This is a genomic window from Sphingomonas sp. Leaf231 (assembly GCF_001421995.1).
Taxonomy (GTDB): domain Bacteria; phylum Pseudomonadota; class Alphaproteobacteria; order Sphingomonadales; family Sphingomonadaceae; genus Sphingomonas.
The window spans coordinates 588,041-609,977 of record NZ_LMLS01000002.1; the positions used below are offsets into that span (position 1 = coordinate 588,041).

At 68.7% G+C, this 21,937-nt stretch carries 23 protein-coding genes; 5 read left to right on the forward strand and 18 right to left on the reverse strand.

Annotation, left to right across the window (positions count from 1 at the left end):
* Positions 1–57: 57 nt before the first annotated feature.
* Positions 58–1,503, reverse strand: coding sequence for a diguanylate cyclase domain-containing protein (locus ASE95_RS08975; RefSeq protein ID WP_056634689.1), 1,446 nt, complete (start codon positions 1,501–1,503; stop codon positions 58–60).
* An 80-nt stretch (positions 1,504–1,583) separates the two neighbouring features.
* Between ASE95_RS08975 and ASE95_RS08980 the strand changes: the two genes are divergently transcribed.
* Positions 1,584–2,501, forward strand: coding sequence for a tyrosine recombinase XerC (locus ASE95_RS08980; RefSeq protein WP_443025456.1), 918 nt, complete (start codon positions 1,584–1,586; stop codon positions 2,499–2,501).
* Positions 2,502–2,527: 26 nt separating this feature from the next.
* On the opposite strand, the gene ASE95_RS08985 is transcribed toward ASE95_RS08980, so the two are convergent.
* The 7 genes from ASE95_RS08985 to rsmI all read right to left on the reverse strand — a co-directional run bounded on the left by ASE95_RS08985 (position 2,528) and on the right by rsmI (position 9,163).
* On the reverse strand, positions 2,528–3,139 hold the full coding sequence (locus ASE95_RS08985; protein ID WP_056636068.1) for a DedA family protein: 612 nt from the start codon (positions 3,137–3,139) through the stop codon (positions 2,528–2,530).
* A gap of 19 nt (positions 3,140–3,158) precedes the next feature.
* Entirely contained in the window at positions 3,159–4,139 is a 981-nt protein-coding gene (gshB, locus tag ASE95_RS08990; RefSeq protein WP_056634693.1) for a glutathione synthase, read from the reverse strand.
* Between the two features lie 31 nt (positions 4,140–4,170).
* The gene (locus tag ASE95_RS08995; protein ID WP_056634696.1) at positions 4,171–4,551 is read right to left on the reverse strand and encodes a YraN family protein; all 381 of its coding nucleotides are present in this window, start codon (positions 4,549–4,551) and stop codon (positions 4,171–4,173) included.
* Positions 4,552–4,682: 131 nt separating this feature from the next.
* Positions 4,683–5,279 (reverse strand): hypothetical protein, encoded by a 597-nt coding sequence (locus tag ASE95_RS09000; RefSeq protein ID WP_156347947.1) that lies wholly within the window; start codon positions 5,277–5,279, stop codon positions 4,683–4,685.
* 91 nt (positions 5,280–5,370) lie between these two features.
* Entirely contained in the window at positions 5,371–7,296 is a 1,926-nt protein-coding gene (locus ASE95_RS09005; protein ID WP_056634701.1) for a beta-N-acetylglucosaminidase domain-containing protein, read from the reverse strand.
* Positions 7,297–7,440: 144 nt separating this feature from the next.
* On the reverse strand, positions 7,441–8,208 hold the full coding sequence (locus ASE95_RS09010; RefSeq protein ID WP_056634703.1) for a 3-keto-disaccharide hydrolase: 768 nt from the start codon (positions 8,206–8,208) through the stop codon (positions 7,441–7,443).
* Positions 8,209–8,308: 100 nt separating this feature from the next.
* On the reverse strand, positions 8,309–9,163 hold the full coding sequence (gene rsmI, locus ASE95_RS09015; RefSeq protein ID WP_056634706.1) for a 16S rRNA (cytidine(1402)-2'-O)-methyltransferase: 855 nt from the start codon (positions 9,161–9,163) through the stop codon (positions 8,309–8,311).
* On the opposite strand from rsmI, the gene ASE95_RS09020 reads away from it, so the two are divergent.
* Positions 9,162–10,361, forward strand: coding sequence for a penicillin-binding protein activator (locus ASE95_RS09020; protein ID WP_056634710.1), 1,200 nt, complete (start codon positions 9,162–9,164; stop codon positions 10,359–10,361). The two genes, rsmI and ASE95_RS09020, sit on opposite strands and share 2 nt — an antisense overlap.
* Positions 10,362–10,436: 75 nt before the next feature.
* A complete protein-coding gene (locus ASE95_RS09025; RefSeq protein ID WP_056634713.1) occupies positions 10,437–10,955 on the forward strand; it encodes a phosphoribosyltransferase in 519 nt (172 codons plus the stop codon).
* A 181-nt stretch (positions 10,956–11,136) separates the two neighbouring features.
* On the opposite strand, the gene ASE95_RS09030 is transcribed toward ASE95_RS09025, so the two are convergent.
* Together ASE95_RS09030 and ASE95_RS09035 are read right to left on the reverse strand one after the other, a co-directional pair.
* Positions 11,137–11,379: a polymer-forming cytoskeletal protein gene (locus ASE95_RS09030; protein ID WP_056634716.1), complete on the reverse strand. Its 243-nt coding sequence runs from the start codon at positions 11,377–11,379 to the stop codon at positions 11,137–11,139.
* Positions 11,376–12,332: an isopenicillin N synthase family dioxygenase gene (locus tag ASE95_RS09035; RefSeq protein WP_056634719.1), complete on the reverse strand. Its 957-nt coding sequence runs from the start codon at positions 12,330–12,332 to the stop codon at positions 11,376–11,378. Before ASE95_RS09035 ends, ASE95_RS09030 begins: the two co-directional genes overlap by 4 nt.
* A 123-nt stretch (positions 12,333–12,455) precedes the next feature.
* On the opposite strand from ASE95_RS09035, the gene ASE95_RS09040 reads away from it, so the two are divergent.
* On the forward strand, positions 12,456–12,812 hold the full coding sequence (locus ASE95_RS09040) for a DNA primase (RefSeq protein WP_235528247.1): 357 nt from the start codon (positions 12,456–12,458) through the stop codon (positions 12,810–12,812).
* A gap of 76 nt (positions 12,813–12,888) precedes the next feature.
* Positions 12,889–13,392, forward strand: coding sequence for a hypothetical protein (locus ASE95_RS09045; RefSeq protein ID WP_443025449.1), 504 nt, complete (start codon positions 12,889–12,891; stop codon positions 13,390–13,392).
* 321 nt (positions 13,393–13,713) lie between these two features.
* Here ASE95_RS09045 and ASE95_RS09055 read toward each other — a convergent pair whose 3' ends face one another.
* The 8 genes from ASE95_RS09055 to ASE95_RS09090 form a co-directional block, all read right to left on the reverse strand.
* Positions 13,714–14,739 (reverse strand): LacI family DNA-binding transcriptional regulator, encoded by a 1,026-nt coding sequence (locus ASE95_RS09055; RefSeq protein ID WP_056636075.1) that lies wholly within the window; start codon positions 14,737–14,739, stop codon positions 13,714–13,716.
* A gap of 279 nt (positions 14,740–15,018) precedes the next feature.
* Positions 15,019–16,698 carry a GMC family oxidoreductase gene (locus tag ASE95_RS09060; RefSeq protein ID WP_056634728.1) on the reverse strand — a complete coding sequence of 560 codons (1,680 nt, stop codon included), beginning with the start codon at positions 16,696–16,698 and terminating at the stop codon, positions 15,019–15,021.
* 26 nt (positions 16,699–16,724) lie between these two features.
* The gene (locus ASE95_RS09065) at positions 16,725–17,561 is read right to left on the reverse strand and encodes a sugar phosphate isomerase/epimerase family protein (protein ID WP_056634731.1); all 837 of its coding nucleotides are present in this window, start codon (positions 17,559–17,561) and stop codon (positions 16,725–16,727) included.
* The gene (locus tag ASE95_RS09070; protein WP_056634734.1) at positions 17,558–18,139 is read right to left on the reverse strand and encodes a gluconate 2-dehydrogenase subunit 3 family protein; all 582 of its coding nucleotides are present in this window, start codon (positions 18,137–18,139) and stop codon (positions 17,558–17,560) included. Before ASE95_RS09070 ends, ASE95_RS09065 begins: the two co-directional genes overlap by 4 nt.
* A gap of 58 nt (positions 18,140–18,197) precedes the next feature.
* Entirely contained in the window at positions 18,198–19,106 is a 909-nt protein-coding gene (locus ASE95_RS09075; protein WP_056634737.1) for a hydroxypyruvate isomerase family protein, read from the reverse strand.
* Complete coding sequence (locus ASE95_RS09080) at positions 19,103–20,413, reverse strand: MFS transporter (RefSeq protein ID WP_235528248.1); 1,311 nt, start codon at positions 20,411–20,413, stop codon at positions 19,103–19,105. Before ASE95_RS09080 ends, ASE95_RS09075 begins: the two co-directional genes overlap by 4 nt.
* Positions 20,414–20,469: 56 nt before the next feature.
* Positions 20,470–21,513, reverse strand: a complete 1,044-nt coding sequence (locus tag ASE95_RS09085) for a sugar phosphate isomerase/epimerase family protein (RefSeq protein WP_056636081.1) — start codon at positions 21,511–21,513, stop codon at positions 20,470–20,472.
* Between the two features lie 32 nt (positions 21,514–21,545).
* On the reverse strand, positions 21,546–21,926 hold the full coding sequence (locus ASE95_RS09090) for a c-type cytochrome (protein ID WP_056634740.1): 381 nt from the start codon (positions 21,924–21,926) through the stop codon (positions 21,546–21,548).
* Positions 21,927–21,937 lie beyond the last annotated feature (11 nt).

Here is a 21,937-nt window from a genome sequence, read left to right on the forward strand (position 1 = left end):
GCTGATGCGGAGTCGAGCGCCGGTCGACCGTGGCCGGTACGCGGGCTGCGCCTGCCGCTATGCGACGCGACGGATGTTGCGGGCACCGACGCGGGCGCGCTTGGCGGCGTACAGGATCGTGTCGGCGCGGCGCGCGAAGTCGCGCAGCGAATGGCAATCGTCGTCATATCCGGCGATCCCGACCGAGCCGGCGCTGCTCATCGTCACGCCTCCGGATTCGACCGGCACGCGCAGCGCCGCCTCCAGCCGTTCACGCAAGCCGGCGGTATCCCTGGCGAGCGCGGGATGTTCGACGATCACCGCGAATTCGTCGCCGCCGATCCGCGCCGCGATGCTGCCCATCAGCCACGGTTCGGACAGCGCCGCGCCGGTCAGCCGCAGCACGTCGTCGCCGGCACCATGGCCCAGCGTGTCGTTGATCGCCTTGAACCCGTCGAGGTCGATCAGCGCGAGGTGGAGCGGGGTGTGGTGGCGACGTGCGCGCTCCATCGCCGCGGTCAATTCCCGGTCGAAGGCGGCGCGATTGGCGATGCCGGTCAGCGCATCGGTATCGGCGGAGCGGCGCAACTGCTGTTCCAGCGCATGGCGCTCCGTGACGTCCTGGAACACGCCGACCATCGCGACGACGCGTCCATCGACGATTTCGGGATCGGCGATCGCGCGGACGCGGCGGTGACGACCGTCGGCGGTGATGAGATCGCTTTCGATCGCCAGCGACCGACCGTTGGCGATCGCCTCCTCCAGCGCGGCGCGGACGAGCGGACGGCTGTCGCGCGGGTAGAAGCGCAATGCATGTTCCAGTTCCGGCTTGTCGCCGACCGGCAGGCCGTGAATGCGATAGACGTTGTCCGACCAGTCGAGCACGTTGTCGTCGATCGACAGCCGCCACGATCCGATCGCCGCCGCCTGTTCGGCCTGACGGAAGATCTGGTCCTGCCGTCCCAGACGGGTGACGAGTTCCTCCCCGGTGGTGGCGATGTGGATCGCCTTCAGCGCGGTGCGGCGCGCCTCCAGCAATGCCTCGGCAAGGGTGGCCAGGTGGTTCAGCGCGGCGAGTTCGCGGGGATCGGGCTGGCGCGGGCGATTGTCGACGACGCACAGCGTGCCGACCGCGCGGCGCACGCCGTCGGGATCGGGAACGTGAAGCGGTGCACCGGCGTAGAAGCGTATTCCCGCATCGGTGACCAGCGGGCTTTCGCGGAACCGCGCATCGGCCAGCGTGTCGTCGATCACGGTCAGGCGATCCTCCACCACGGTGCGGTCGCAAAAGGCGGTTTCGCGCTCGAACACCGCGGCGCCGGGGACGGTACGCGCCTTGACGAATACCCGGTCGTGACCGACCAGATTGAGCAGCGCGGTGGAACAGCCGAGCAGTTCCGCGGCCAGCGCGACCAGCGCGTCGAATTCCCGTTCGGGTTCGGTGCCCAGCAGCGCCAGCGCTTCAAGCGCGGCGGCGCGGGCAGCCTCGCCATGGACATCGGATCCGGAAAATATTCGCGTCATCGGTGAAGCTTAGCTGAGTCAGCGTTAATTTTGGTTTGCCAAGATCATTCAACCGCTGGAGATGCGGCAAGGTGACCGATTTGTCCGCCCCGCCGCTGTCGACGCCGCCGCACGAGCTTCCGCTTGCGCTGCAATGGTCGATCCACCTCGCACGCGACCGTCGCCGTTCGGAACATACCGTGCGCGCGTACCGGGCGACGGCGGAGCGGCTGGTGGCGTTCCTGGGCGAACATTGGGGCGAGGCGGTGGACCGTGCGGCGTTGCTGCGGGTCAGCGCGGGCGACCTGCGTGCCTATCTGGCACAGCGGCGCGGACGTGGGCTGGGCAATGCATCGGCCGCGCGCGAACTGTCGGCGGTGCGCGGGTTCCTCGACTGGGCCGGGGGCGCGGGTGCGGCACCGCGGCTGAAGGGGCCACGGGTGAAGAAGGGCATGCCGCGGCCGATCTCCCCCGACGAGGCGGTGGCGCTGGCCACCGACGTCATGGAGGAAAGCGACGAGCCATGGGTGGCGGCGCGCGACTGGGCGGTGCTGCTGCTGCTGTACGGTGCGGGGCTGCGGATCGGCGAGGCGCTGGGGCTGACCGGGGCGGTGCTGCCGCTGGGCGAGACGTTGCGCGTGACCGGCAAGCGTGACCGGACGCGGATCGTGCCGCTGCTGGCACCGGTGCGCGCGGCGGTGGAGGATTATGCCCGGCTGACGCCATGGCCGCTGACGCGTGATGCGGCGCTGTTCCGCGGCGTGCGCGGCGGCACGCTGGACGGCGGGATCGTGCGCGCGCGGGTGCGCGCGGCGCGGGCGCGGCTGGGGCTGTCGGACCGGACGACACCGCATGCGCTGCGCCACAGCTTCGCCACGCATCTGCTGGGGCGCGGCGCGGACCTGCGCGCGCTGCAGGAGTTGCTGGGCCATGCCAGCCTGAGCTCGACGCAGGTCTATACCGGCGTGGATGCCGCGCATCTGCTGGACGTATACCGCAACGCGCACCCGCGCGGCTGACCCGTGCCGCCCGGCGTGACGGTGGACTATTCCGGTGGCGAAACGCGCGGTTTCCACGTCGCGACGCGCCATCCGTACCAGCCGAGCGCCAGCACCGTCACCGCGATGCCCGCCGGGCCGACGTAACGATCGAGTTCGGCGAAGCGGCTGCCCAGTTGATAGCCGGCCCAAGCCAGCACACCGTTCCAGATGATGCTGCCCAGGAACGTCATCGACAGGAAACGCCACATCGGCATCGCCGCCATGCCGGCGGGCAGCGAGATCATCGTGCGGAACGTCGGCATGAAGCGAAAGACGAAGATCACCCAGCCGCCGTGCCGGTGGAAGAAGTGCTGGACATGCTCGACGTCCTCCCACTCCATCGTCAGCCAGCGGCCGTGGCGTTCCACGAACGGCCGGAAACGCGCATAGCCGAGCCGGCGGCCGATCGCGTACCAGAACACATTGCCGGCGGTGGTGCCGGCGGTGCCCCATAGCAGCAGCGGGATCATCTCCATCTGCCCGCGCGCGACCGCGATCCCGCCCAGCCCCATGATGACCTCCGACGGGATCGGCGGCACGACATTTTCCAGCGCCATCAGCAGGAAGATGCCGAGATAGCCGCCCGCGACGATCCAGTGGATGATGAAGTCGGTCACGCCTCCGCCAACGGCGGGATCAGGCGGCGCGTTCCGCCAGCGCGCGTTCTTCGAGCCGGCGATCGACCGCATCCCAGATCAGCCCGGCGACATCGGTGCCGTCGAACGCCTCGATCGCGACGATCCCGGTCGGGGAGGTGACGTTGATCTCCGTCAGCCATTCGCCGCCGATCACGTCGATGCCGACGAAGATCAGCCCACGCCGCTTCAGCTCCGGGCCGAGCGCGTCGCAGATCTCACGCTCGCGCGGGGTCAGCGCGGTCTTCTGCGCCGAGCCGCCGACCGCCAGATTGCTGCGGATCTCGCCTTCACCGGGCAGGCGATTGATCGCGCCCGCGACCACGCCGTCGATCAACACGATGCGCTTGTCGCCCTTCGCGACGTCGGGAAGGAACGCCTGCACCATGTGCGGTTCCCGCCACGTCTGGTTGAATACCTCGATCAACGCCGACAGGTTCTCACCGGCGGCGCGGACGTGGAAGATCGCCTTGCCGCCATTGCCGTGCAGCGGCTTCACGACGATCTCGCCATGACGGCGCAGGAATGCGCGCGCCTCTTCCAGCGAGCGCGTCACCAGCGTCGGCGGCATGAAGCGCGCGTAATCGAGCACGAACATCTTTTCCGGCGCGTTGCGGACGCTGACCGGATCGTTGACGATCAGCGTGCGGTCCGCGACGCGCTCCAGCAGGTGGGTGGCGGTGATATAGCCCAGGTCGAAGGGCGGGTCCTGTCGCATCAGCACCACGTCGGCCTGCTCGCCGATGTCGAGCGACACCGGATCGCCGAAGCGGAAATGGTCGCCCGCCACGCGCTGCACGGTGACCGGATGCGCCCTGGCCCACAATCGCCCGTCCGACCAGTTCAGGTCTTCGGCGGCATAATGGAACAGCCGGTGGCCACGCGCCTGCGCGGACAGCATCAGCGCGAAGGTGGAATCGCCCGCGATGTTGATCTGGTCGAGCGGGTCCATCTGGACGGCGACGGTAAGCGGCTTGATCATGCCCGCGATGTAGGGGGTGGGGGGGCGGCTGTCAGTAGCCGATCCACGCATTCTCGATATGGCGGGGCCGCGTGCCGGGGGCGAGCAGGATCACGTCGACGCGAATATCTTCGCCCGCCGTGGCGTAGCGCGGCATCAGCACCTCCGCGGCGGCGGCGACGCGGGCCAGGCGGCGCTGGTCGATCGCATGGTCGAGCTCGGCGGGGGTGCGGCGCGTCTTTACCTCGACGAAGGCGATCAACGCGCCGCGCCTTGCCACCAGATCCACCTCGCCGGCCGGGGTGCGGACGCGGCGGTCGAGGATCTGCCAGCCCTTCAGCCGCAACCACCATGCCGCCAGCCGCTCGCCGCGTCGCCCGGCCTCCTCCGCGGCGCGGCGGACGGCGGTGGGGCGGGATGGAGGCGGGCGCATCGCGGGCGAGGATGGCGGGTGCGGGCGGTGCCGGCAAGCGCGGTGATGGCGATCGAGGCCGGCGCGGGACGACCGCCCCGCCGCCGCGACGTGGATCGTCGATCCGGTCTCCGGCCTCTACCCGCCGGGTGTCAGCGCGTCCTCGTATCGCTGAACGCCGACACGTCCTGCGCGGCGAGCGGCGCGTCGGGCTTGTAGCCGCTGACCGCGATCAGGCTGCCGTCGGGATTGCGTCCGGCGCGGAACAGCGCGTTGACCTTCTGCCGCTCCGCCCAGGCGAGGCTGTCCCAGTCATCGCGGTCGATGCTGGGGTGGCGCTCGCCGGCCACCGGCGTCTTGTCACGACCGGCGCTTTTGTCGGCCGTGGCCCTCCCGGCCTGTCGGGCCTTCAGCGCGTCGTCGAGTTCGCCGGCATTCACCGCCTGTTCGAACTGGTGCAGGAACTTGTCGAACACCGGCTCCGGAATGTGGTTGGTGGCGGCATCGTTGAGGTTCAGGACGCCGCCGCCGACCTTCACGGTCAGCGCCACGACGCCGTTCTGGACCTGCCACCACCGGCTTGCCGCCTTGACCGCATCGGTGCCGCGCGCGGCGAATTGTTCGCGCGTGCGCTTGATGCCGTCCAGCAGCGGCCGCCGCAGCCGCGACGGATCGTCAGGCTTTATCGCGAACGTCTCGGCAAGCGTGTCGTTGTCGATGAAGCCGGCGAGTGAATCCAGTAATCCCACGTGCGCCTCCAAGCCCCGAACAGGCAGCTAGGCGGGACCGGTTACCGATCGGTCAACGCGACGGCGGAAACTATGGCGGTGATTGAGAAAATCATTTCGAATGAGGTAATTGCATCACCACAAGCTCCGGCGCATCCGCCACGAAGCGGTCGAGGACGCCGTCGGCGATCCGGATCGGCCCGTCGAAGCGCGTCGCGCCGGGGATCGACTGGACCGCCGCTGCCTCACCCGCCAGCCGGCGCGCATCGGCGAAATAGCGGGCGGCGGCGGGACTGGCGGCGTCGGCGGCGGCAAGGCCGGCGGCGGTCTGTTGCAGCGCGCGGCCCCATAGCGCGGTAGCGTCGAGCCACGGGCGCGACTGTTCGGCGAACGACGCGTCCGCCACGCCGGCGCGGATCGTGTCCGGCGCGGCGGCAAGGTCGTCGGCGGCGCGGGCGAGATCGGCGAGGGCGGCGCCACGCGCGGGCGCATCACCGGTGGCGAGCGTATCGCGCACGTGGTTCAGCAACGCGCGGAGGCGGGGTGCCTGCTCCTGCCATGGCTGGCTGCCGAAGGTCGGGGCCATGTGCTGCGTGTCGAAGAAGGTCAGCAACGCGGCGGTGGCACGATCGTCGCCGCCGGCCAGTTCGCGCGCGGCGAAGGTCCACGTCCGCTCGGGATCATAATCCTTGTCGTTCCACGCGAAGGCGGCGACCCCGGTCACCGCGACGCGGCTGGGCGCTTCCTGGTTCATCGGGTTGGACAGGATGCCGGTCAGCTCCGTCGCCAGCCCGGCCTGACGCCGGGCATAGGGGGCCATCAGCAGCCGGCCGGTGGTCTGCGCGAAATCGTTGACCGGGTAATTGTCCCACAGCAGCGTCTTGCGCCCGAACGCCTTGGTTGCGGCCCTGGCATCCGGAACCGAGATCGCGGGCGGCACGACGTCGGTGCCGGTCCATTGCACCACCACCCTGGGATCGAGGTTCTCGCGCAGCGCCGCCTTGTACGGCGTCTCCTTCGCATCGTAATATTCGGTCGGCACCATGATGAGCGGCGGAGCCTGCGGGTCGCGGCGGGTCAGGTCGGCCTGCACGGCGTTGAGCAATTGCGCCTGCGCCTTGCCTGCAGCCTCCGCACCCGACGGACCGAAGGCGGCGCGATCGGCGTCGCAGTTCCATTTCTTGTATTCGATGTCGTCCAGCGCGACGTAGAAGCGGTGGACGCCGATGCCGCGCAGCGCGTCGAACTTGCGCTGCATCGCCTGAAGATCGGCCGGCGCGGAGAAGCAGACCGACGGCCCCGGCGAGATCGCATAGACGAAATCGACATGGTTGCGGCGCGCCGCGGCGGCCAGCGTGCCGAGCTGCGCCAGCGTCCCGGCCGGATACGCCTCCCGCCAGCGATCGCGGGCGTAGGGATCGTCCTTGGGACTGTAGATGTAGGTATTGGCCTTCACCGTGGCGAGGAAATCGAGGTGCCGCGTGCGCTCGGCCATCTTCCAGGGCTTGCCATAGAAGCCCTCGATCGTGCCGCGCACCGGCATCGCGGGATGGTCGCGGATCGTGACGGCGGGCAATTCGGTGCGCTGCACCAGCTGGCGCAACGTCTGCGCCGCGTGGAACAGGCCGTCGGCGTCATGGCCGGCAAGGGTGATCGTGCCCGCACCGGCGGGATCGACGGTCAGGGTATAGCCTTCGACATGGTCGTCGGCCGCGATGCCCGACAGCGCGGTGCGGACGATCGCGGCCGCGGTGGTGCCGAGAATGACGTGCGGCTGATCGCCCTTCGCCGAGGTGCGGCGGGTGATCGTGGCGACTCCTGCATCGCGCAGGATCGATTCGACCAGCGCGACGGTGGCGGGATCGGTGCCGGACGCGGCGACCAGCGTGACCGCGCGCCCGAGCATGACCGTGCCGGGCGCGAGCGTCATTTCGGTCGGTGCCGGGAAGATCGCCGGGCGCGTCGCGGCATGTGCCACGGGTGTCATGAGCGTGGCGGCGAGCAGGGGCAGGCCGATCCGGCGGGCGCGTCGCGTCATGTCATTCTCCGGTATCGTATTGGTATTGCGTACCGGTGTAAGGAGATGTTCACGGGGGGGCAAGTCGCGGATCGTCAGGCCGAAAACCGCACGATCTCACGGGCTTCATCGGCGCCCCGCCATCGGTAAGTCGAAGGTTCGCCCTCAGTCGAGCCGCAAGACTTCGATGTTGCGGAACTGGGTCGGCTGCCCCTCGCTTTGCAGCGCGACATAGCCGCCGCGCAGCGCCAGCGATCCGCCGGCCGCGGCGATCACCGGCTGTGCATCCTTGTCGTCGGGGTCGAGTTGCGCAGCGCGGTAGGTGATCGCGGGCTTGCCGTTCAGGATGTGGGTCACGCGGCCGTCGGGCGTTACCTCCACCTCGACATGCGTCCATTGGCCCAGCGGCACCAGCGGGCCGGTGCCGGTGACGCAATGGCTGGTCGGGCGCTTGCCCTCGAACTCGACGGTGGTGCCGGGCGTGCACAGATTGCCGCTCGGCTCGCGGTTCGGGCGGGGCACGGCGAGCAACTGGAATTCCAGGCTGACCGGAAATTGTTGATCGCGGGTCATCGTGGCGGGTGCCTGCGCATGGAGCATCAGCCCGGAATTGCGGTTCTGCCAGCCCTCGATATCGGTCATCGACGAGCCGGTCATGCGATAGTCGAAGCGCAGCCGATACGCGGTGAGGGGCGCCTTCCAGAACAGATGCCCGAACGCCCCGCCGAACGCCTTGTACCGATCGTAGGTGACGGTGATCGCGCCGTCCTTCACCACGAAGGTGCGCAATGGATCTTCCCCGACCGCGCGCCCGGTGATCTTGGGGGTCCAGCCGGTAAGCGTGCGACCGTCGAAGATCCGCTCCCATTTCTCCTTCGGTGCGGGCGCGGCGGCGGCGAGCAGGAGGCACGACAGGATCAGCAGCTTCTTCATGACGGCTCCGCGGCGAGGAAGGAATGCCGCGGTGCTACCGTCGCCGCCGCGGTACGGCAACGCCCGCTCATGCGTTTGCCCCACCATCGGCACGGCACCGTCAAGCGTCGGGGGCGCCCTTCAGCTCCATCGCGCGGGCGTAGAGCGTCTTGCGGTCGAGGCCGAGTGCCTTGGCGACCTCGCCCGCCGCCTTCGACACGGGCAGGCGGGTCAGCGCCTCGACCAGCGCCGCGTCCGCGTCCTCGGCAGCGGGGGGCGCGGGCGGTTCGGGCGGGGCGACGACGACGACGATCTCGCCCTTGGGTGGCGCATCGGCGTAGCGCGCCGCCAGCATCGACAGCGTGCCGGTGACCGCCTCCTCGAACTTCTTGGTGATCTCCCGCGTGACCGCCGCTTCCCGGTCGCCGAGTCCGGCGGCCAGCGCGGACAGGCACGCGGCGAGGCGTGGCCCCGATTCGTAGATCACCAGCGTGGCGCGCACGTTCGCCACCTCGGCGATAGCGGTGGCACGCGCCTGCTCCTTGGACGGCAGGAAGCCGAGGAAGAAGAAGCGATCGGTGGGCAAGCCGGCGAGCGTCAGCGCGGCGACCGCGGCACACGGGCCGGGGATGGTGACCACCTGATGCCCGGCGGCGCGCGCGTCCCGCACCAGCTTGAAGCCGGGATCGGAGATCAGCGGCGTGCCCGCATCGGACACCAGAGCGACGATCTCGCGTGCCATCCGCGCGATCAACTGCGGCCGGACATGTTCGGCGTTATGGTCGTGATAGGGGGTCATCGGCCGCTTCGTGCCGATGTGGCGGAGCAGGCCGGCGGTGACGCGCGTATCCTCCACGGCGATAATGTCCGCTCCGGCAAGCACTTGGGCTGCGCGGGGAGAAAGATCGCCGAGATTGCCGATCGGGGTGGCGACGATGTACAGGCCGGGGGTCAACGGGTTCACGGGAGTAGTCATGGCAGAGGCGATCGGGCGTTCGCAATGGTCGAACGCATTATCGCGGCTGGTCACCGTCACGGGGGCGCTGTTGCTGGCGGCCTGTTCGACGGTGGTGCCGCGTGGTCCGGTGCAGACCGCACCGACCGCGCAACCCGCGCCGCCCCCGCGCGAGGCCGCGCCCGAGGTGGTGACCGGGCTGGCGCAGGATGCCGCGCGCAACCGCGTCGCGTTGCTGGTGCCGCTGACCGGCAGCAATGGCGGGGTGGGGCGCAGCCTGGCCAATGCCACCCAGCTGGCGCTGCTCGACACGCGCAACCAGCAGGTGCGCATCACCAGCTACGACACCGCGACCGGCGCGGGTGCGGCGGCGGCGCGCGCGATACTTGAGGGCGCGCAGCTGATTCTGGGGCCGTTGCTGGCCGAGGATGTGCGCGCGGTCGCGCCGATCGCGCGCGCGGCGAAGGTGCCGGTGCTGTCCTTTTCCAACGATACCGGCGTGGCGGGCAACGGTGCTTACGTGCTGGGTTATGCCCCGGCGCAGGCGATCGAGCGCGTCGTCGCCTATGCACGCGGGCGCGGCGTCGACAATTTCGGCGGGCTGGTGCCCAACGCGCTGTACGGCAGCCGCGCGTCCACCGCGTTCCTGCGTGCGGTCGAACAGGCGGGCGGGCGGGTGGTATCGCTCCAGACCTATGATCGCGGACCCGGCGCGTTGGGCACCGCGGTGCAGCGGATGGCCAAGGACGCGCCGTTCGGTGCGGTGCTGGTCGCCGACAGCGCCGCCACCGCGGCGACCGCGGTGCCGCTGGTGCGGCGCAACAGCCCGTCGACGCAGATCCTCGGCACCGAATTGTGGAACTCGGACGGCGCGGCGCGATCGTCGGCGGCGCTGAACGGCGCGTGGTTCGCCAGCGTGCCCGACGCGCTGTACCGCCAATATGCGCGCAATTACCGCGCCCGGTTCAACGCCGCGCCCTATCGGCTGTCGAGCCTCGGCTACGACTCGGTGCTGCTGGTGGTGCGGATCGCGCGCGAGTGGCGACCGGGATCGCCGTTTCCGGAGAGCCGGCTGCGCGATGCGGACGGTTTTTCGGGGATCGATGGCGCGTTCCGGTTCGGCCGCGACAATGTCGCCGAGCGCGCGCTGGAGGTGCAGGAGATCCGTGGCGGCGAGACGACTACCGTGTCGCCCGCCCCGACCGGGTTCGGAAAATGACAGACCTGTAAAATAGTGCGGCTGTCCGGTGGCAGGGGGTATGTTCGCGCGGCGGCGGTCGTGTAAGGCGTCGTGATGCCGATCCTGACCGCCGTCACCCATGCCGAACTGATAGCCGATGTCCGCGCGCTGGCCGCGCTGATCGCCCGAGACGCCGCGTGGCGCCCGACCTTGCTGGTCGGCGTCGGGCGCGGCGGGCTGGTCCCCGCCGTCTACCTGAGCCACGCCGCCGGGGTGCCGATGGAATCGGTCGATTACTCCGGGCAGGACGATGCGCGCGCCGCGCCCGCACTCGAACGGCTGGCGGCGCACACCCGCGAGGGCGCGCGGCTGCTGTTCGTCGACGACATCAACGATTCGGGGCGGACGATCGCCCGGCTGCGGACGTTGCTGGAACGGGCCGGTGCGGCGGCGGGCGCGGTGCGCTTCGCGACGCTGATCGACAATCGCAGCTCGGCGACGCGGGTCGAATGGGCAGCGCGGACGATCGACCGTTCGGTGACCAAGGATTGGTTCGTGTTCCCGTGGGAGGCGCTGGCCCCGGCGACCTCGATCGCCGCCGACGCGGCGGCAATACCGGAACGGACGGCCTAAATCCGGTCGACATCCAGCGTTTTACGGGTGCCGGATCGCTCGACATCCCAGATCGTCCGTCTGTTCGGGCGAACCGCGCGCGTACGATCGCGCAGACTTGCTCCATGAAGCGCTGGATGTCGATCCAGCCTGGCCGGTCCGATGGCGATGACGGACGCGACGGCCCGCTCCGGGCTCTGCGCTACGGCAGGGTGACGATCCCCGTGACGTGGATGCTCGCGCCCTCGGCATGGACCGCGCCGTTGACGATGCCGGTGATCCGCACTTCCGCGCCCGGTTCGGCGGTGATGTCGCCGCGCACCATGCCGGAGATCACCACCCGGCATCCCGCCGCGACCGTGATGTCGCCGCTGACGATCCCCGATACCTCGCCATCGTGGTCGAGGCGGATCGCGCCGGTGACGATGCCCGAAAAATCCCTCATGGCTTGATCAGCCCGATCTCGATCAGCCGCTGGCGCAGATAGCCGTTGGCGGTGATCGGTTCGGGATAGCGGTTCGGGTTTTCCGCGGTGATGGTCTGCGGCAGCGTGTCGATCAGGAAATCGGGCGCGGGGTGCAGGAAGAACGGCATCGAATAACGCGAATGTCCGCGTCGTTCGGGCGGCGGGTTCACGACGCGGTGCGTGGTGGAGGGCAGGACGTGGTTGGTCAGCCGTTGCAGCATGTCGCCGACGTTGACGACCATCGCCCCTTCGGGCGGCTTGATCGCCAGCCACTCGCCGGAGGCCCGGTCGCGCAATTCCAGTCCGGCTTCTTCCGCGCCCAGCAACAGGGTGATGAGGTTGATGTCCTCATGCGCGCCCGCCCGCACGCCCTCGGCATCGGCGGGGATCGGCGGATAATGGAGCAGGCGCAGCACCGAATTGCCGTCCTTCACCGCCGGATCGAACCAGTCCGGCGCGAGGCCGAGGTGCCGGGCGATCGCCGACAGCAGCCGGTCCCCGGCGCGGTCGAAGGCGGCGAACAGCTCCACGAAGGTGTCGCGGAACCCCTCCGGACGGTCCGGCCAGACGTTGGGTGCCATGTCGCCGGCATAATGGTGGCCGGGGGGCAGTTCGCGGCCGACGTGCCAGAATTCCTTCAGGTCGACGTGGCGCGCATCCTTGGCGATCTCGGTCTTGAACGGCGTATAGCCACGCGCGCCACCGCCGCCGGGTGCGTGGTAGCGGCGCTTCTCGTCCTCGGGCCGCGCGAACAGCGCCGCAGTATCCGCCCAGGCGCGATCGATCAGCGGCTGCGGCACGCCGTGGTCGGCGACGATCGCGAATCCGAACCGCTCGAACGATGCGCCAAGCGCGGTGGCGAACGCGCGCGGATCACGATCCTGATCGGCAAGGCTCAGCGTGGGGACGTCGGCGGCGGGCGTATCGGGCATCAGGGACAATCCGTTGTTCTGGGCACCTTAGTTAGGTGCTTGCGCGCGGTGATGCCAGCGGGGCGGCGCGGCGGCGGCGGGTGGACGGAACCGCGCGGTGGCGTCTGCCGTTCGATCAGCTTCATGAAGAGGAGCGACGCGATGGGCGGTCATCAGGTGCACGGTCAGGGTTCGGGCGACGACGGCTATGACGAGGATGGCTATGACGAGAGCCAGCGCGCCGAGATCCTGGAGGCGACCCGCGACGGACCGGGCGACGGCACGATCATCGTCGACCTGGAGCCGGACGTCGGCATCGACGACGATGCGGAGGACGAGGACGAGCTGGTGATGACCGATGGCGAGGTCGCCGGTCAGGACATCGCGGCGGAAGCGGATGACGCCGATATCGAGGAAGACGAGGTCCAGGAGGAGTTCGACGACGGCAGCGTCGAGGACGACGAACTGGACGATCGCAGCGACACCGCGTTGCGGCCCTGATCCTTCGGTAACGCGGGCACGGATCGACCGCGTGCATTGACGGAGTGCGGGGCGCGGCGCACCATGGCGGGCGATGTTGATCCTCGCGCTCCTGCTACAGGCGGCCGCTGCGCCGCCGTCCCCGCCAGCGACGTCGCACTCGATCCTTGCCCCCGTCGCTGGCCAGCCATGCACACGCCGACAGGCCGGGGACGAGGTGGTCGTATGTGCCGATCCGCTTCCGGCGCAGGCACTGCCGCTGCCAGGAGAGGCGGTCTCAACCCGCCCGGTGGCGGTCAATCGCGACAGGACCGGAATGGGTGCGCTGAACGCCGAGGATTCGCCATGCGCGACACTGGTCGGTGGATGTCAGGCCGGGCTGGACGTGTTCGGCATGGGCACCGCGCTGTTGCGGGGGGTGCAGAAATTGATCGCGCCCGGCAGCTGCTGCGAGCGTGAGGGCGAGGCGACGAACTCGTTCATGCTTATCGGCGACATGGTGAATGGCCTTGGCCGCTCGGCGGGTCGCAAGGCGGACAGGACGCGGCGGGTCGCAATCGATCTGGACGAACCGGTGCTGGCCGGGCGCGTCCGCCCCTGACCGGATGATGCGAATTTCGTGATGCCGGTGCGACGCCCGGTTCGTCACGGTTCGCGAGCCGTCGATGGCCGCCGAGCCGGGTCGCTGGCGCCCGTGGTGGCGATATCGCACCGGGTGGGATCGACGTTCAGCGCTTCACGGGTGCGGGACTGCTCGCCGATGAAGATGATCCATCCGTACGGGCGCTGCGTACTCGCCTGATCGGGCGGAATTGCGTTATCCACCCGTCGTTGCGACCGTAGCGAAGCTATGTCGGCGTCGGCGTCGGCGTTGGGGTCGGGCGGGTGATCGTTGTGCGCGCGGAAAGCTGGGCATCGCCCGTCACATCCGAGGCGCGGTCGATTCGCGTTCGATGATCGCATGGGCGACGATCAGGTCGGTGGCCGACGTGTCGCCGTCGCCGGTGCCGATCAAGCGCTCTGCGGCACGGAACGCCATGTCCTCGGCCGGTTGGCGGACGGTGGTGAGCGACGGCCAGATCCGCGCCGCCAGCGTCGTGTCGTCGAACCCGGTCACCGCCAGATCATGCGGCAGGCGCACGCCGCGCCGGTGCGCGGCCGCGATCACCCCGGCGGCCATGTCGTCGTTGCTGCACATGATCGCATCGGGCAGCGGGTTTCGGGCCAGCAGCAGCTGCGCAGCCGCCTCGCCGGAGGGTTGGTCGTAGCGGCCGGCGATCAACAGCGCCGGATCGGCCGCTATGCCATGTGCGGCCAGCGCGTCGCGATAACCCTCCACCCGCTCCGCGCTGTCGGAATGACCGGGATTGCCCGCGATCAGCGCGATGCGGCGATGGCCGCGCGCGATCAGCAGCGCGGTCAGCTCCGCCATTGCGGCGCGATTGTCGATCCGCACCGTGGCGATGTCGGGCAGGACATGGCCGGTCGCGATCGCCGCCACCGGCAACCGGAGGGTGGCGAGCATGTCCGATCCGCTCAGCAACTCGGCGAAAGGCGGGACGAGCAGCAGCGCATCGGCACCGCCGCGCGCCAGCGACTGCGCCGCGTGCTCGGCGGCGGCGCGGGACGATGGCTCCTCCTGATGGAGCAGCAATTGCAGCCCGCGTGCGTTGGTGGCGCGCAACGCGCCGACCAGGATCGCATCGAGAAACGGCGCACGTCGCCCGCTGTAGAGCAGGCCGACCGTGGTCGCACGGGCACGCGCCAGCCGCCGCGCGACGACGTTGGGGACGTAGCCGAGTTCGGCGACCGCGGCGTGAACCGCGGCGGCGGTCGCGGGGCTGGCGCGGCCGGTGCGGTTGATGACGTTCGACACCGTCATGGCCGACACGCCCGCCCGCTCCGCCACCGCGCGGATCGTGACGCCCTCGCGGCGACGCCGGGTCATCGCGGCGGCCCGCGCATCGCGGGGCATGTGGGGCAGGCGGGCCGTGGCGTAACCCGCCCCCGCTCGCCGTGCCGCCTGTTCATGGCTGGTCGGGTCATGATGCGACCCGTGACGGATCGCCGCCTGTCGATCCAGAACGAAGCGATCCCGTCGGCGACGAAGCGCGCCCCGGACATCGTTTCCGGAAGGCGCGCTTCTCCTGCGACAGGCGGACGGCGGAGCCCCGGATCGGCACCGGGGCGACCGTCCACTGCGCGGGACCGCTTGATGTCGACCGGCCTAGATCGTGCCGGCCTTCATCAGCTTGACCGCATTGTCGGCGGCACGTGCCGTCAGCGCCATGAAGGTCAGCGACGGATTGACGCATGACACCGACGCCATCTGCGCACCGTCGGTGACGAACAGGTTCGCCGCGTCGTGCGCCTGGTTCCACTTGTTCAACACCGACGTACGCGGATCGGCACCCATGCGCGCGCCGCCCATTTCGTGGATCGCGTCGCCGGGGACGTGTTCGCCCTCGCTGCTCTTCACGTCGGTCAGCCCGGCGCCACGCAGCATCGCCTCGCCCTGCGCCCGCGCATCCGCCATCATCTTCAGCTCGTTGTCGCGGAACGTGACATCGAACTTCATCAGCGGCACGCCGAACCGGTCGACCTTGCCGGGGGTCAGCGACACGCGATTGTCCTCGTACGGCAGGCACTCGCCGAACGCGGTCATCCCGAACTGCCAATTGCCGTAACGGCGCATGCCGTCCTTCATCGACTTGCCGAACCCGACCGGCGCGGCGGGGGCGCGGAAGGCCGAACCCTGATAGCCATAGCCGCGCTTGAAACCGACGCCTTCCTCGCCGCCGACGTTGCGGAAGCGGGGAATGTAGACGCCGCCGGGGCGACGGCCATATTCGATGAAGTCGGTCATCCCGGGGATGTTGCCGCCGATGCTGACGCGGAAGATGTGATCCATGACGTAACGGCCCAGCGTGCCGCTGTTGTCGAACCAGCTGCGTCCGTCGGGCCGCTTGGAGTTCATCATGATCTGCACGGTCGCCAGCGTGGAGGCGCACAGGAACACCATCCGCGCGGTCACGACCTGCTCCTGCCCGGTCTTGCCGTCGATGTAGCGCACGCCGGTCACGCGCTTCTTGGCGGGATCGTAGTCGAGCTTGGTCACCACCGCGTCGGAACGCAGCGTCAGCCGCCCGGTCGCGCGCGCCGCCGGCAGCGTCACCGCCTGCGTCGAGAAATATGCGCCGAACGAACAGCCGTTACCGCACTGGTTGCGATACTGGCACTTGGTGCGGTTCTGGTCCGGCTTGTCCTCGGTCATGTTGGACAGGCGGGTGTTGATCAGTTTGCGGCCCGGAAACTTGCTTTCCAGCCGCGGCTTGATCCACTTTTCCGCGATGTTCATGTCCATCGGCGGCTGGAACTGGCTGTCGGGCAATTGCGGCAGGTTCTCACGCGAGCCGGAGACGCCGATGTACTTCTCGACGTAATCATACCACGGCTGCACGTCCTCGTACGTGATCGGCCATGCACCGCCGACGTTCTCGCGCTTGTTCGCCTCGAAATCCTCCGGCCCCCAGCGGAACGACCAGCGGCCCCAGATCAGCGACTTGCCGCCGACCGCGGCCGGGCGGATCCAGTAGAACTTGCTGCCTTCGTCGAAGGCATAGGGGTTCAGCCGGTCGTCGTTGTAGAACTTGCGGTTGCTGGGCGTGACATAGCCGTGCTTGGAGATGAAATAGTCGCTCTCCATCAGCTCCTTGGGCATCGAATTGCGCGCGGGCACCTCGTAAGCGGGCTTGCCGTCGTAATCATAGCCCTCGCCGTGTTCGACCATGATGCCGCGATCCAGCATCAGGACGCGCAGGCCCTTTTCGGTCAGTTCCTTCGCGGCGAAACCGCCGCTGACGCCGGAGCCGATGACGATTGCGTCGAAAGTATCGGTCGCTGCCATGTGTATTGTCCTCTCCGTCGGCGCGATCAGACGCGCAGGGCGCGCAGCGTGCGGAAACTGGTGGTGATGTCGGGTAGATAGGGCGCGGGTGCCTGGTCGTTCTCGACATAGAAGTGGCGGACGCCGGCGGTGCGGTTCAGCTTGAAGATCGCACCGAAATCGACCTTGCCGTCGCCGACCGCGCACATGCTGCCGTCGGGACGACGATCCTTCACGTGATAGGCGTAGATGCGGCCCGACAGGCGGCGGATCAGCGCGGCGGGATCTTCCCCGGCGGCGATCGCCCAGAAGAGGTCCAGCTCTACCTTCACCAGTGCCGGGTCGCACGCCTTGAGCATGCGGTCGTACAGGCTGACGCCACCGGGCTTGTTGGTGAACTCGAAATCGTGGTTGTGATAGGCGAAGCCCAGTCCGGCCGCGCGCAGATCGCGGGCGAAGCGGTTGAAATTGGGCAGCGCCGCCGTCCAGCCCGCTTCGGTGCGATGCTGATCGGTCATGTACGGCAGGATGACGGTGTCCGCGCCCAGCGTCTTGGCCATCTTCACCATGGCGTCGAAGTCGTTGAGCAGCAGGTCGTAGCCGATGTGCACCGACGGCGCCTTCAGCCCGAGACGGTCCATCGTGGCGCGCAGCGCGGCATGGTCCATCTTCTCATAACCGCCGCCGCCATATTCGACTTCGCGGTAGCCGATCTTCGCGACCTTCTCGAGCGTGCCCATCGGGTCCGGCCCGAACAATTCGCGGATCGTGTACAGCTGGAGCCCGATCGCGCCGAGCTGCGCCGCCTCGGCCGACACCCCGAACAGGCCGAGGGCGGCAAGGCCGCCGGCCCCGGCAAGGACATTACGACGATGGATCATCATGACGAATAGACCTTGTTGACCTGAGCATAAGGGAAGGCGCCGTTATATTCGCCGGGCACCGGCAGGTATTCGCGTTCCTGCGTGATGCCGATTTCCGACGTGTAATAGCCGGCGATCACCATCTGGCGGAACGGGCCGAAGAACGCCTTCCCGCCGGGGAACTTGTCCTCCATCGCCATCGTCAGCAGCGCGTCCATCTGCGCCGGCGTGACCTGCGTGGCGGATTTCCTGTAATCGGCCTTCGCCCGCGCCTCGATCGCGTCCAGCCCGACGACGATCGGCACGCGATCCTCCGGGGTGGACCAGTCGGCGAGCAGCTTTTCGATATACATCGGCACCCCGGCGGCGATCGCGCCCGGCGTGTCGGTGGTGGGGACCACGCGCTCGCTGAGCGCGGTCATCAACGCGCGTTGCGGCGCGGTGAAGACCTGGACGCTGGGTGGCCCCTCGCTGATGACGGGAACGCCGCCGCCCTTGGTCGCCGCCGCCGATGCGGTGGCCGCGCGTGCGAGGGGCGCGAACAATTGCGCCCCGAACATGGCGGCGATGCCGCCCAAGGCATGTCGTCTGTCGATCACTCACCCTCTCCCGAAATATGTGGCGTGCGCGCTATCCGGCCCATCGTCATGCCCATCGTCATGCGACGTCGATCGCGCGGTAAGCGGCGATCAGCCGATCCTCGCCCGCCCGCCCCGGCACCGAATTGCCATGTTCCATACCGATGACGCCGCTGTAGCGGCGTTCACGTAAGTAACGCACTATATTGTGATAATTGACTTCGCCGGTCCCCGGCTCCTTGCGGCCGGGATTGTCGCCGAACTGGATGTAGCCGACCTCGTCCCAGACCATGCCGAGCGAGCGGATCAGGTTCCCCGACTGGATCTGTTCGTGGTAGCAATCGGCCAGCACCTTGACCGCCGGGCTGTTGGCCCCGCGCGCCACCGCATAACCGGCCGCGAACGACTGCATATAGACGTTGGGATGGTCGGTCCGCGTGTTGAGCGGCTCCATCACCAGCGTCAGCTTGTGCGGCGCCAGGATGTCGCCGGCGCGGCGCATCAGGTCGATGACCCGCCCGGTCTGGATCTCGATCGGCACCTTGCGGTCGACGAACCCGGTGACGACCGTCATGTGGCTGGCGTTCAGCCGCTTGGCGACGTCGACGGAGGCACGGACGTCGGCAAGAAAGGCCTCACGCTCAGCACCGTCGTCGCTGCCGAAGATCGGGCGGAATTCCGACCATTTCGGCATCGACGCGACGAACACGCCCATCGTCATGCCGCGCTGTTGCAGTGCCTTCGCCATCGCCTCCTGCTCGGCGACCGAACGCGCGCGCGCCTCGTTGTCCTCCCACGCGCGAAAGCCCTGGTCGGCGGCGAACGCGATCTGTTCCAGCCGGTTCCCGCGGCTGGCGAAGCTGCCTTCGTGCGGCGCGTAATGGAGCGAGAAGGTGGCGGCGTTGCTCACTTTACCCGCTCCCTGCGCGGAGGAGGACAGCGCGGCAGCGACGCCGCCCGCCAGAATGGACCGGCGCGACGGCGTCATGCCGCGGTCGGCCCCGTGCGGCGGCGGCGTTCCGACAACCAGACCAGCCCGAACACCAGCAGCAGCACGATCGGCACCAGCGCCAGCTTCGCGAACGACTGCGATGCGGCGGCGTCCTCGACCTGGCGCAGCGCCTCGCCCGACAGCTGCTTGAACGCCTCGGGTCCGCCGGCCAGCCGGACCTTCGCCTCGTCGAACATGCCGCCGAGCGCGGGCAGGACGAAGAAGCTGGCGAGCGCGCCCGCCGAGCCGACCAGCCCGAGCGCCCATGCCCCGCCGCGCGGATAGCGTTCGGCGACCGATGCGAGCATCGTGGGCCACATCGCGCACACGCCCAGTCCCCACACCGTGGAGGCGAGCAGGGCGGCGACCGGCGACTGCGCGCGCGACAACAGGAACAGGCCGATCGCGGCGAGCAGGCTGGAGATCCACAGCAGCCCGGGGTTCGACAGCTTCGCGGCGACGCGGCCGGCGAAGTGACGGAACACGAACATCAGCGCGCTGACATAGACGAGCAACAGGATGCCGCGCATGCCGACGCGGTTGGTGAGCGCGACGTCGAGCCACTGGCCCGGCGCCAGTTCCGACGACGCGGTCAGGAACATCGCGCCGAACCAGACGAAGAAGCTGGGGCGGCGGAACACCTCGCCGATCATCGTGCCGAAGCTCTCACCCTCGACCGCGCGCGGCGGCGGCGGGAAATCGGTGGTGGCGGCGATGACGACGACGCCGATCGCGGGCAGGAACACCAGCCCCATGATCGCCTGCCACGGCATGACGGCCGCCAGCAGCACGCCGGCCAGCCCGCCGACGATCAGCCCGCCGGGATACCAGGCGTGCAGCACGTTGAGGCGATGGGTGGTTTCTTCGGGGTAGAGGCGCGCGGTCAGCGGGTTGATCGACGCTTCGGCCAGGCCCCAGCCGATGCCGCTGAGCATCATGCCCAGCCAGACGAGCGTGTAGATCGCCATGCCGCTCGCCAGCACGCCCGCCCCGACGATCAACGCGGTGCCGGCGAGGAAGCAGATGCCGCAGCCGATCAGGATGCGCTTGGTGCCGATCTTGTCGAGCAATGCGCTGGCGACGAACAGCGTGATCGCAAAGCCCAGAAACGCGGAACCCAGCGCGGCGCCGATCAGTTCTCCTGCCTCGACCGGGGCGATGGGATCGATCCATTGCGCCTTCAGGCTGCTGGCCACCGCGGCGCGCAACGACGCGCTGACCGCGGCGGTGAAGAGCGCGAGCACGCTCAGCCAGAACAATCGCGAGCGATTAGGCCCGATATACGCCGCTGCCTCAGCCTGCACCCTCAACCCCTTTTGCCGTTATGATTCTATTATCGTATTTTTAGCAGCTTGGCCGATCAGTCGAGTCCAAGCAACCGCCTGTTGGCAGCGGGATCGAATCCGCCGGCGAAATCGTCGAAGGCACGGTCGGGGCGACGGATCATGTGCGCGGCGATGAACGGTGCACCCTCACGTGCGCCATCCTCGGCGTTCTTCAGGCAACATTCCCATTCCAGCACCGCCCAGCCGCGATAGCCATATTGCGTCAGCTTCGAGAAGATGCCGCCGAAATCGACCTGCCCATCACCCAGCGAACGGAAGCGACCGGGGCGATCGACCCAATCCGAATAGCTGCCGTACACGCCCGCCTTGCCGGTCGGGTTGAACTCGGCATCCTTGACGTGGAACATCCGGATCCGGTCGTGATAGAAATCGATGAACTGGAGATAGTCCATCGCCTGCAACACGAAGTGGCTGGGATCGTAGAGGATGTTGGCGCGCTTGTGCCCGCCGACCGCGTCCAGGAACCGCTCGAACGTGGTACCGTCGTGCAGGTCCTCGCCCGGATGCAGTTCGAAGCAGAGGTCGACGCCTTCCTCCTCGAAGGTATTGAGGATCGGACGCCAGCGCTTGCCGAGTTCGGCGAACGCCTCCTCCACCATCCCGGCCGGACGTTGCGGCCATGGGTAGACGAACGGCCACGCGAACGCGCCCGAGAAGGTGGCATGCGCGTCCAGCCCCAGGCGGCGGCTGGCCTTTGCGGCGAGCTTCAGCTGGTCGACCGCCCACGCCTGCCGCTCGGCGGGCTTGCCGCGCAAGTGCTCCGGCGCGAAGACGTCGAAGGCGGTGTCGTAGGTCGGGTGGACCGCGACCAGCTGGCCCTGAAGGTGGGTCGACAATTCGGTGATCGCCACACCCGCCTCGCGGCAGCGCCCGGTCAGCTCGTCTGCATAATCCTGGCTCTCGGCGGCGAGGGCGAGATCCATGCATCGTTCGTCGCGGGTCGGGATCTGCACGCCCTCATACCCGGCATCCGCCATCCAGCGCGCGGCATTGTCCAGCGTGTCGAACGGCGCGGCGTCACCCATGAACTGCGCCAGGAAGACGCCGGGACCGCGCATCACGGGGGCGGAAACCGGGGTGGGCGCGTCGCTCATTTGGCCGTCTCGGACTTGAGATAGGCGATGATCGCGGCCCGCTTTGCGGCGTCCGGGGTCGCGATCGGCATCCGCGTGCCCGGCACCTTCTTCTGCGGGGCGGCGAGATATTCGTTCAGCGTCTTGTCGTCCCACTTCAACTGCGCCTTCTTCATGGCGGGCGAATAGTTGAAGCCCGGCGCGGAGGCGGGGGGACGGGTGAACAGGCCGCTTAGATTGGGGCCGATGCCGTTACGCCCGCCCTTGTTCACGGTGTGGCATGCCTTGCATGCCGCGAACGCCTGCTGTCCGTTCTGCTGCGCCGGGGCGGGGGCCGATACGGCCAACGCCATCGTGGCGACGATCGGGGCCGCGATCAGCCCTGCGATCAATTTCATCGCATCTCTCC

Coding starts and splice junctions, on each gene's coding strand:
- ASE95_RS09005 (WP_056634701.1), bottom strand. CDS start 7,296: ATGACGCGACGCGCCCGCCGGATCGGCCTGCCCCTGCTCGCCGCCACG.
- ASE95_RS08995 (WP_056634696.1), bottom strand. CDS start 4,551: ATGCGCCCGCCTCCATCCCGCCCCACCGCCGTCCGCCGCGCCGCGGAG.
- ASE95_RS09020 (WP_056634710.1), top strand. CDS start 9,162: ATGGCAGAGGCGATCGGGCGTTCGCAATGGTCGAACGCATTATCGCGG.
- ASE95_RS09060 (WP_056634728.1), bottom strand. CDS start 16,698: ATGGCAGCGACCGATACTTTCGACGCAATCGTCATCGGCTCCGGCGTC.
- ASE95_RS09010 (WP_056634703.1), bottom strand. CDS start 8,208: ATGAAGAAGCTGCTGATCCTGTCGTGCCTCCTGCTCGCCGCCGCCGCG.
- gshB (WP_056634693.1), bottom strand. CDS start 4,139: ATGATCAAGCCGCTTACCGTCGCCGTCCAGATGGACCCGCTCGACCAG.
- rsmI (WP_056634706.1), bottom strand. CDS start 9,163: ATGACTACTCCCGTGAACCCGTTGACCCCCGGCCTGTACATCGTCGCC.
- ASE95_RS08975 (WP_056634689.1), bottom strand. CDS start 1,503: ATGACGCGAATATTTTCCGGATCCGATGTCCATGGCGAGGCTGCCCGC.
- ASE95_RS09075 (WP_056634737.1), bottom strand. CDS start 19,106: ATGACGCCGTCGCGCCGGTCCATTCTGGCGGGCGGCGTCGCTGCCGCG.
- ASE95_RS09090 (WP_056634740.1), bottom strand. CDS start 21,926: ATGAAATTGATCGCAGGGCTGATCGCGGCCCCGATCGTCGCCACGATG.
- ASE95_RS09025 (WP_056634713.1), top strand. CDS start 10,437: ATGCCGATCCTGACCGCCGTCACCCATGCCGAACTGATAGCCGATGTC.
- ASE95_RS09030 (WP_056634716.1), bottom strand. CDS start 11,379: ATGAGGGATTTTTCGGGCATCGTCACCGGCGCGATCCGCCTCGACCAC.
- ASE95_RS09035 (WP_056634719.1), bottom strand. CDS start 12,332: ATGCCCGATACGCCCGCCGCCGACGTCCCCACGCTGAGCCTTGCCGAT.
- ASE95_RS09065 (WP_056634731.1), bottom strand. CDS start 17,561: ATGATGATCCATCGTCGTAATGTCCTTGCCGGGGCCGGCGGCCTTGCC.
- ASE95_RS09085 (WP_056636081.1), bottom strand. CDS start 21,513: ATGCGCGGTCCCGGCGTCTTCCTGGCGCAGTTCATGGGTGACGCCGCG.
- ASE95_RS09055 (WP_056636075.1), bottom strand. CDS start 14,739: ATGACCCGGCGTCGCCGCGAGGGCGTCACGATCCGCGCGGTGGCGGAG.
- ASE95_RS09040 (WP_235528247.1), top strand. CDS start 12,456: ATGAAGAGGAGCGACGCGATGGGCGGTCATCAGGTGCACGGTCAGGGT.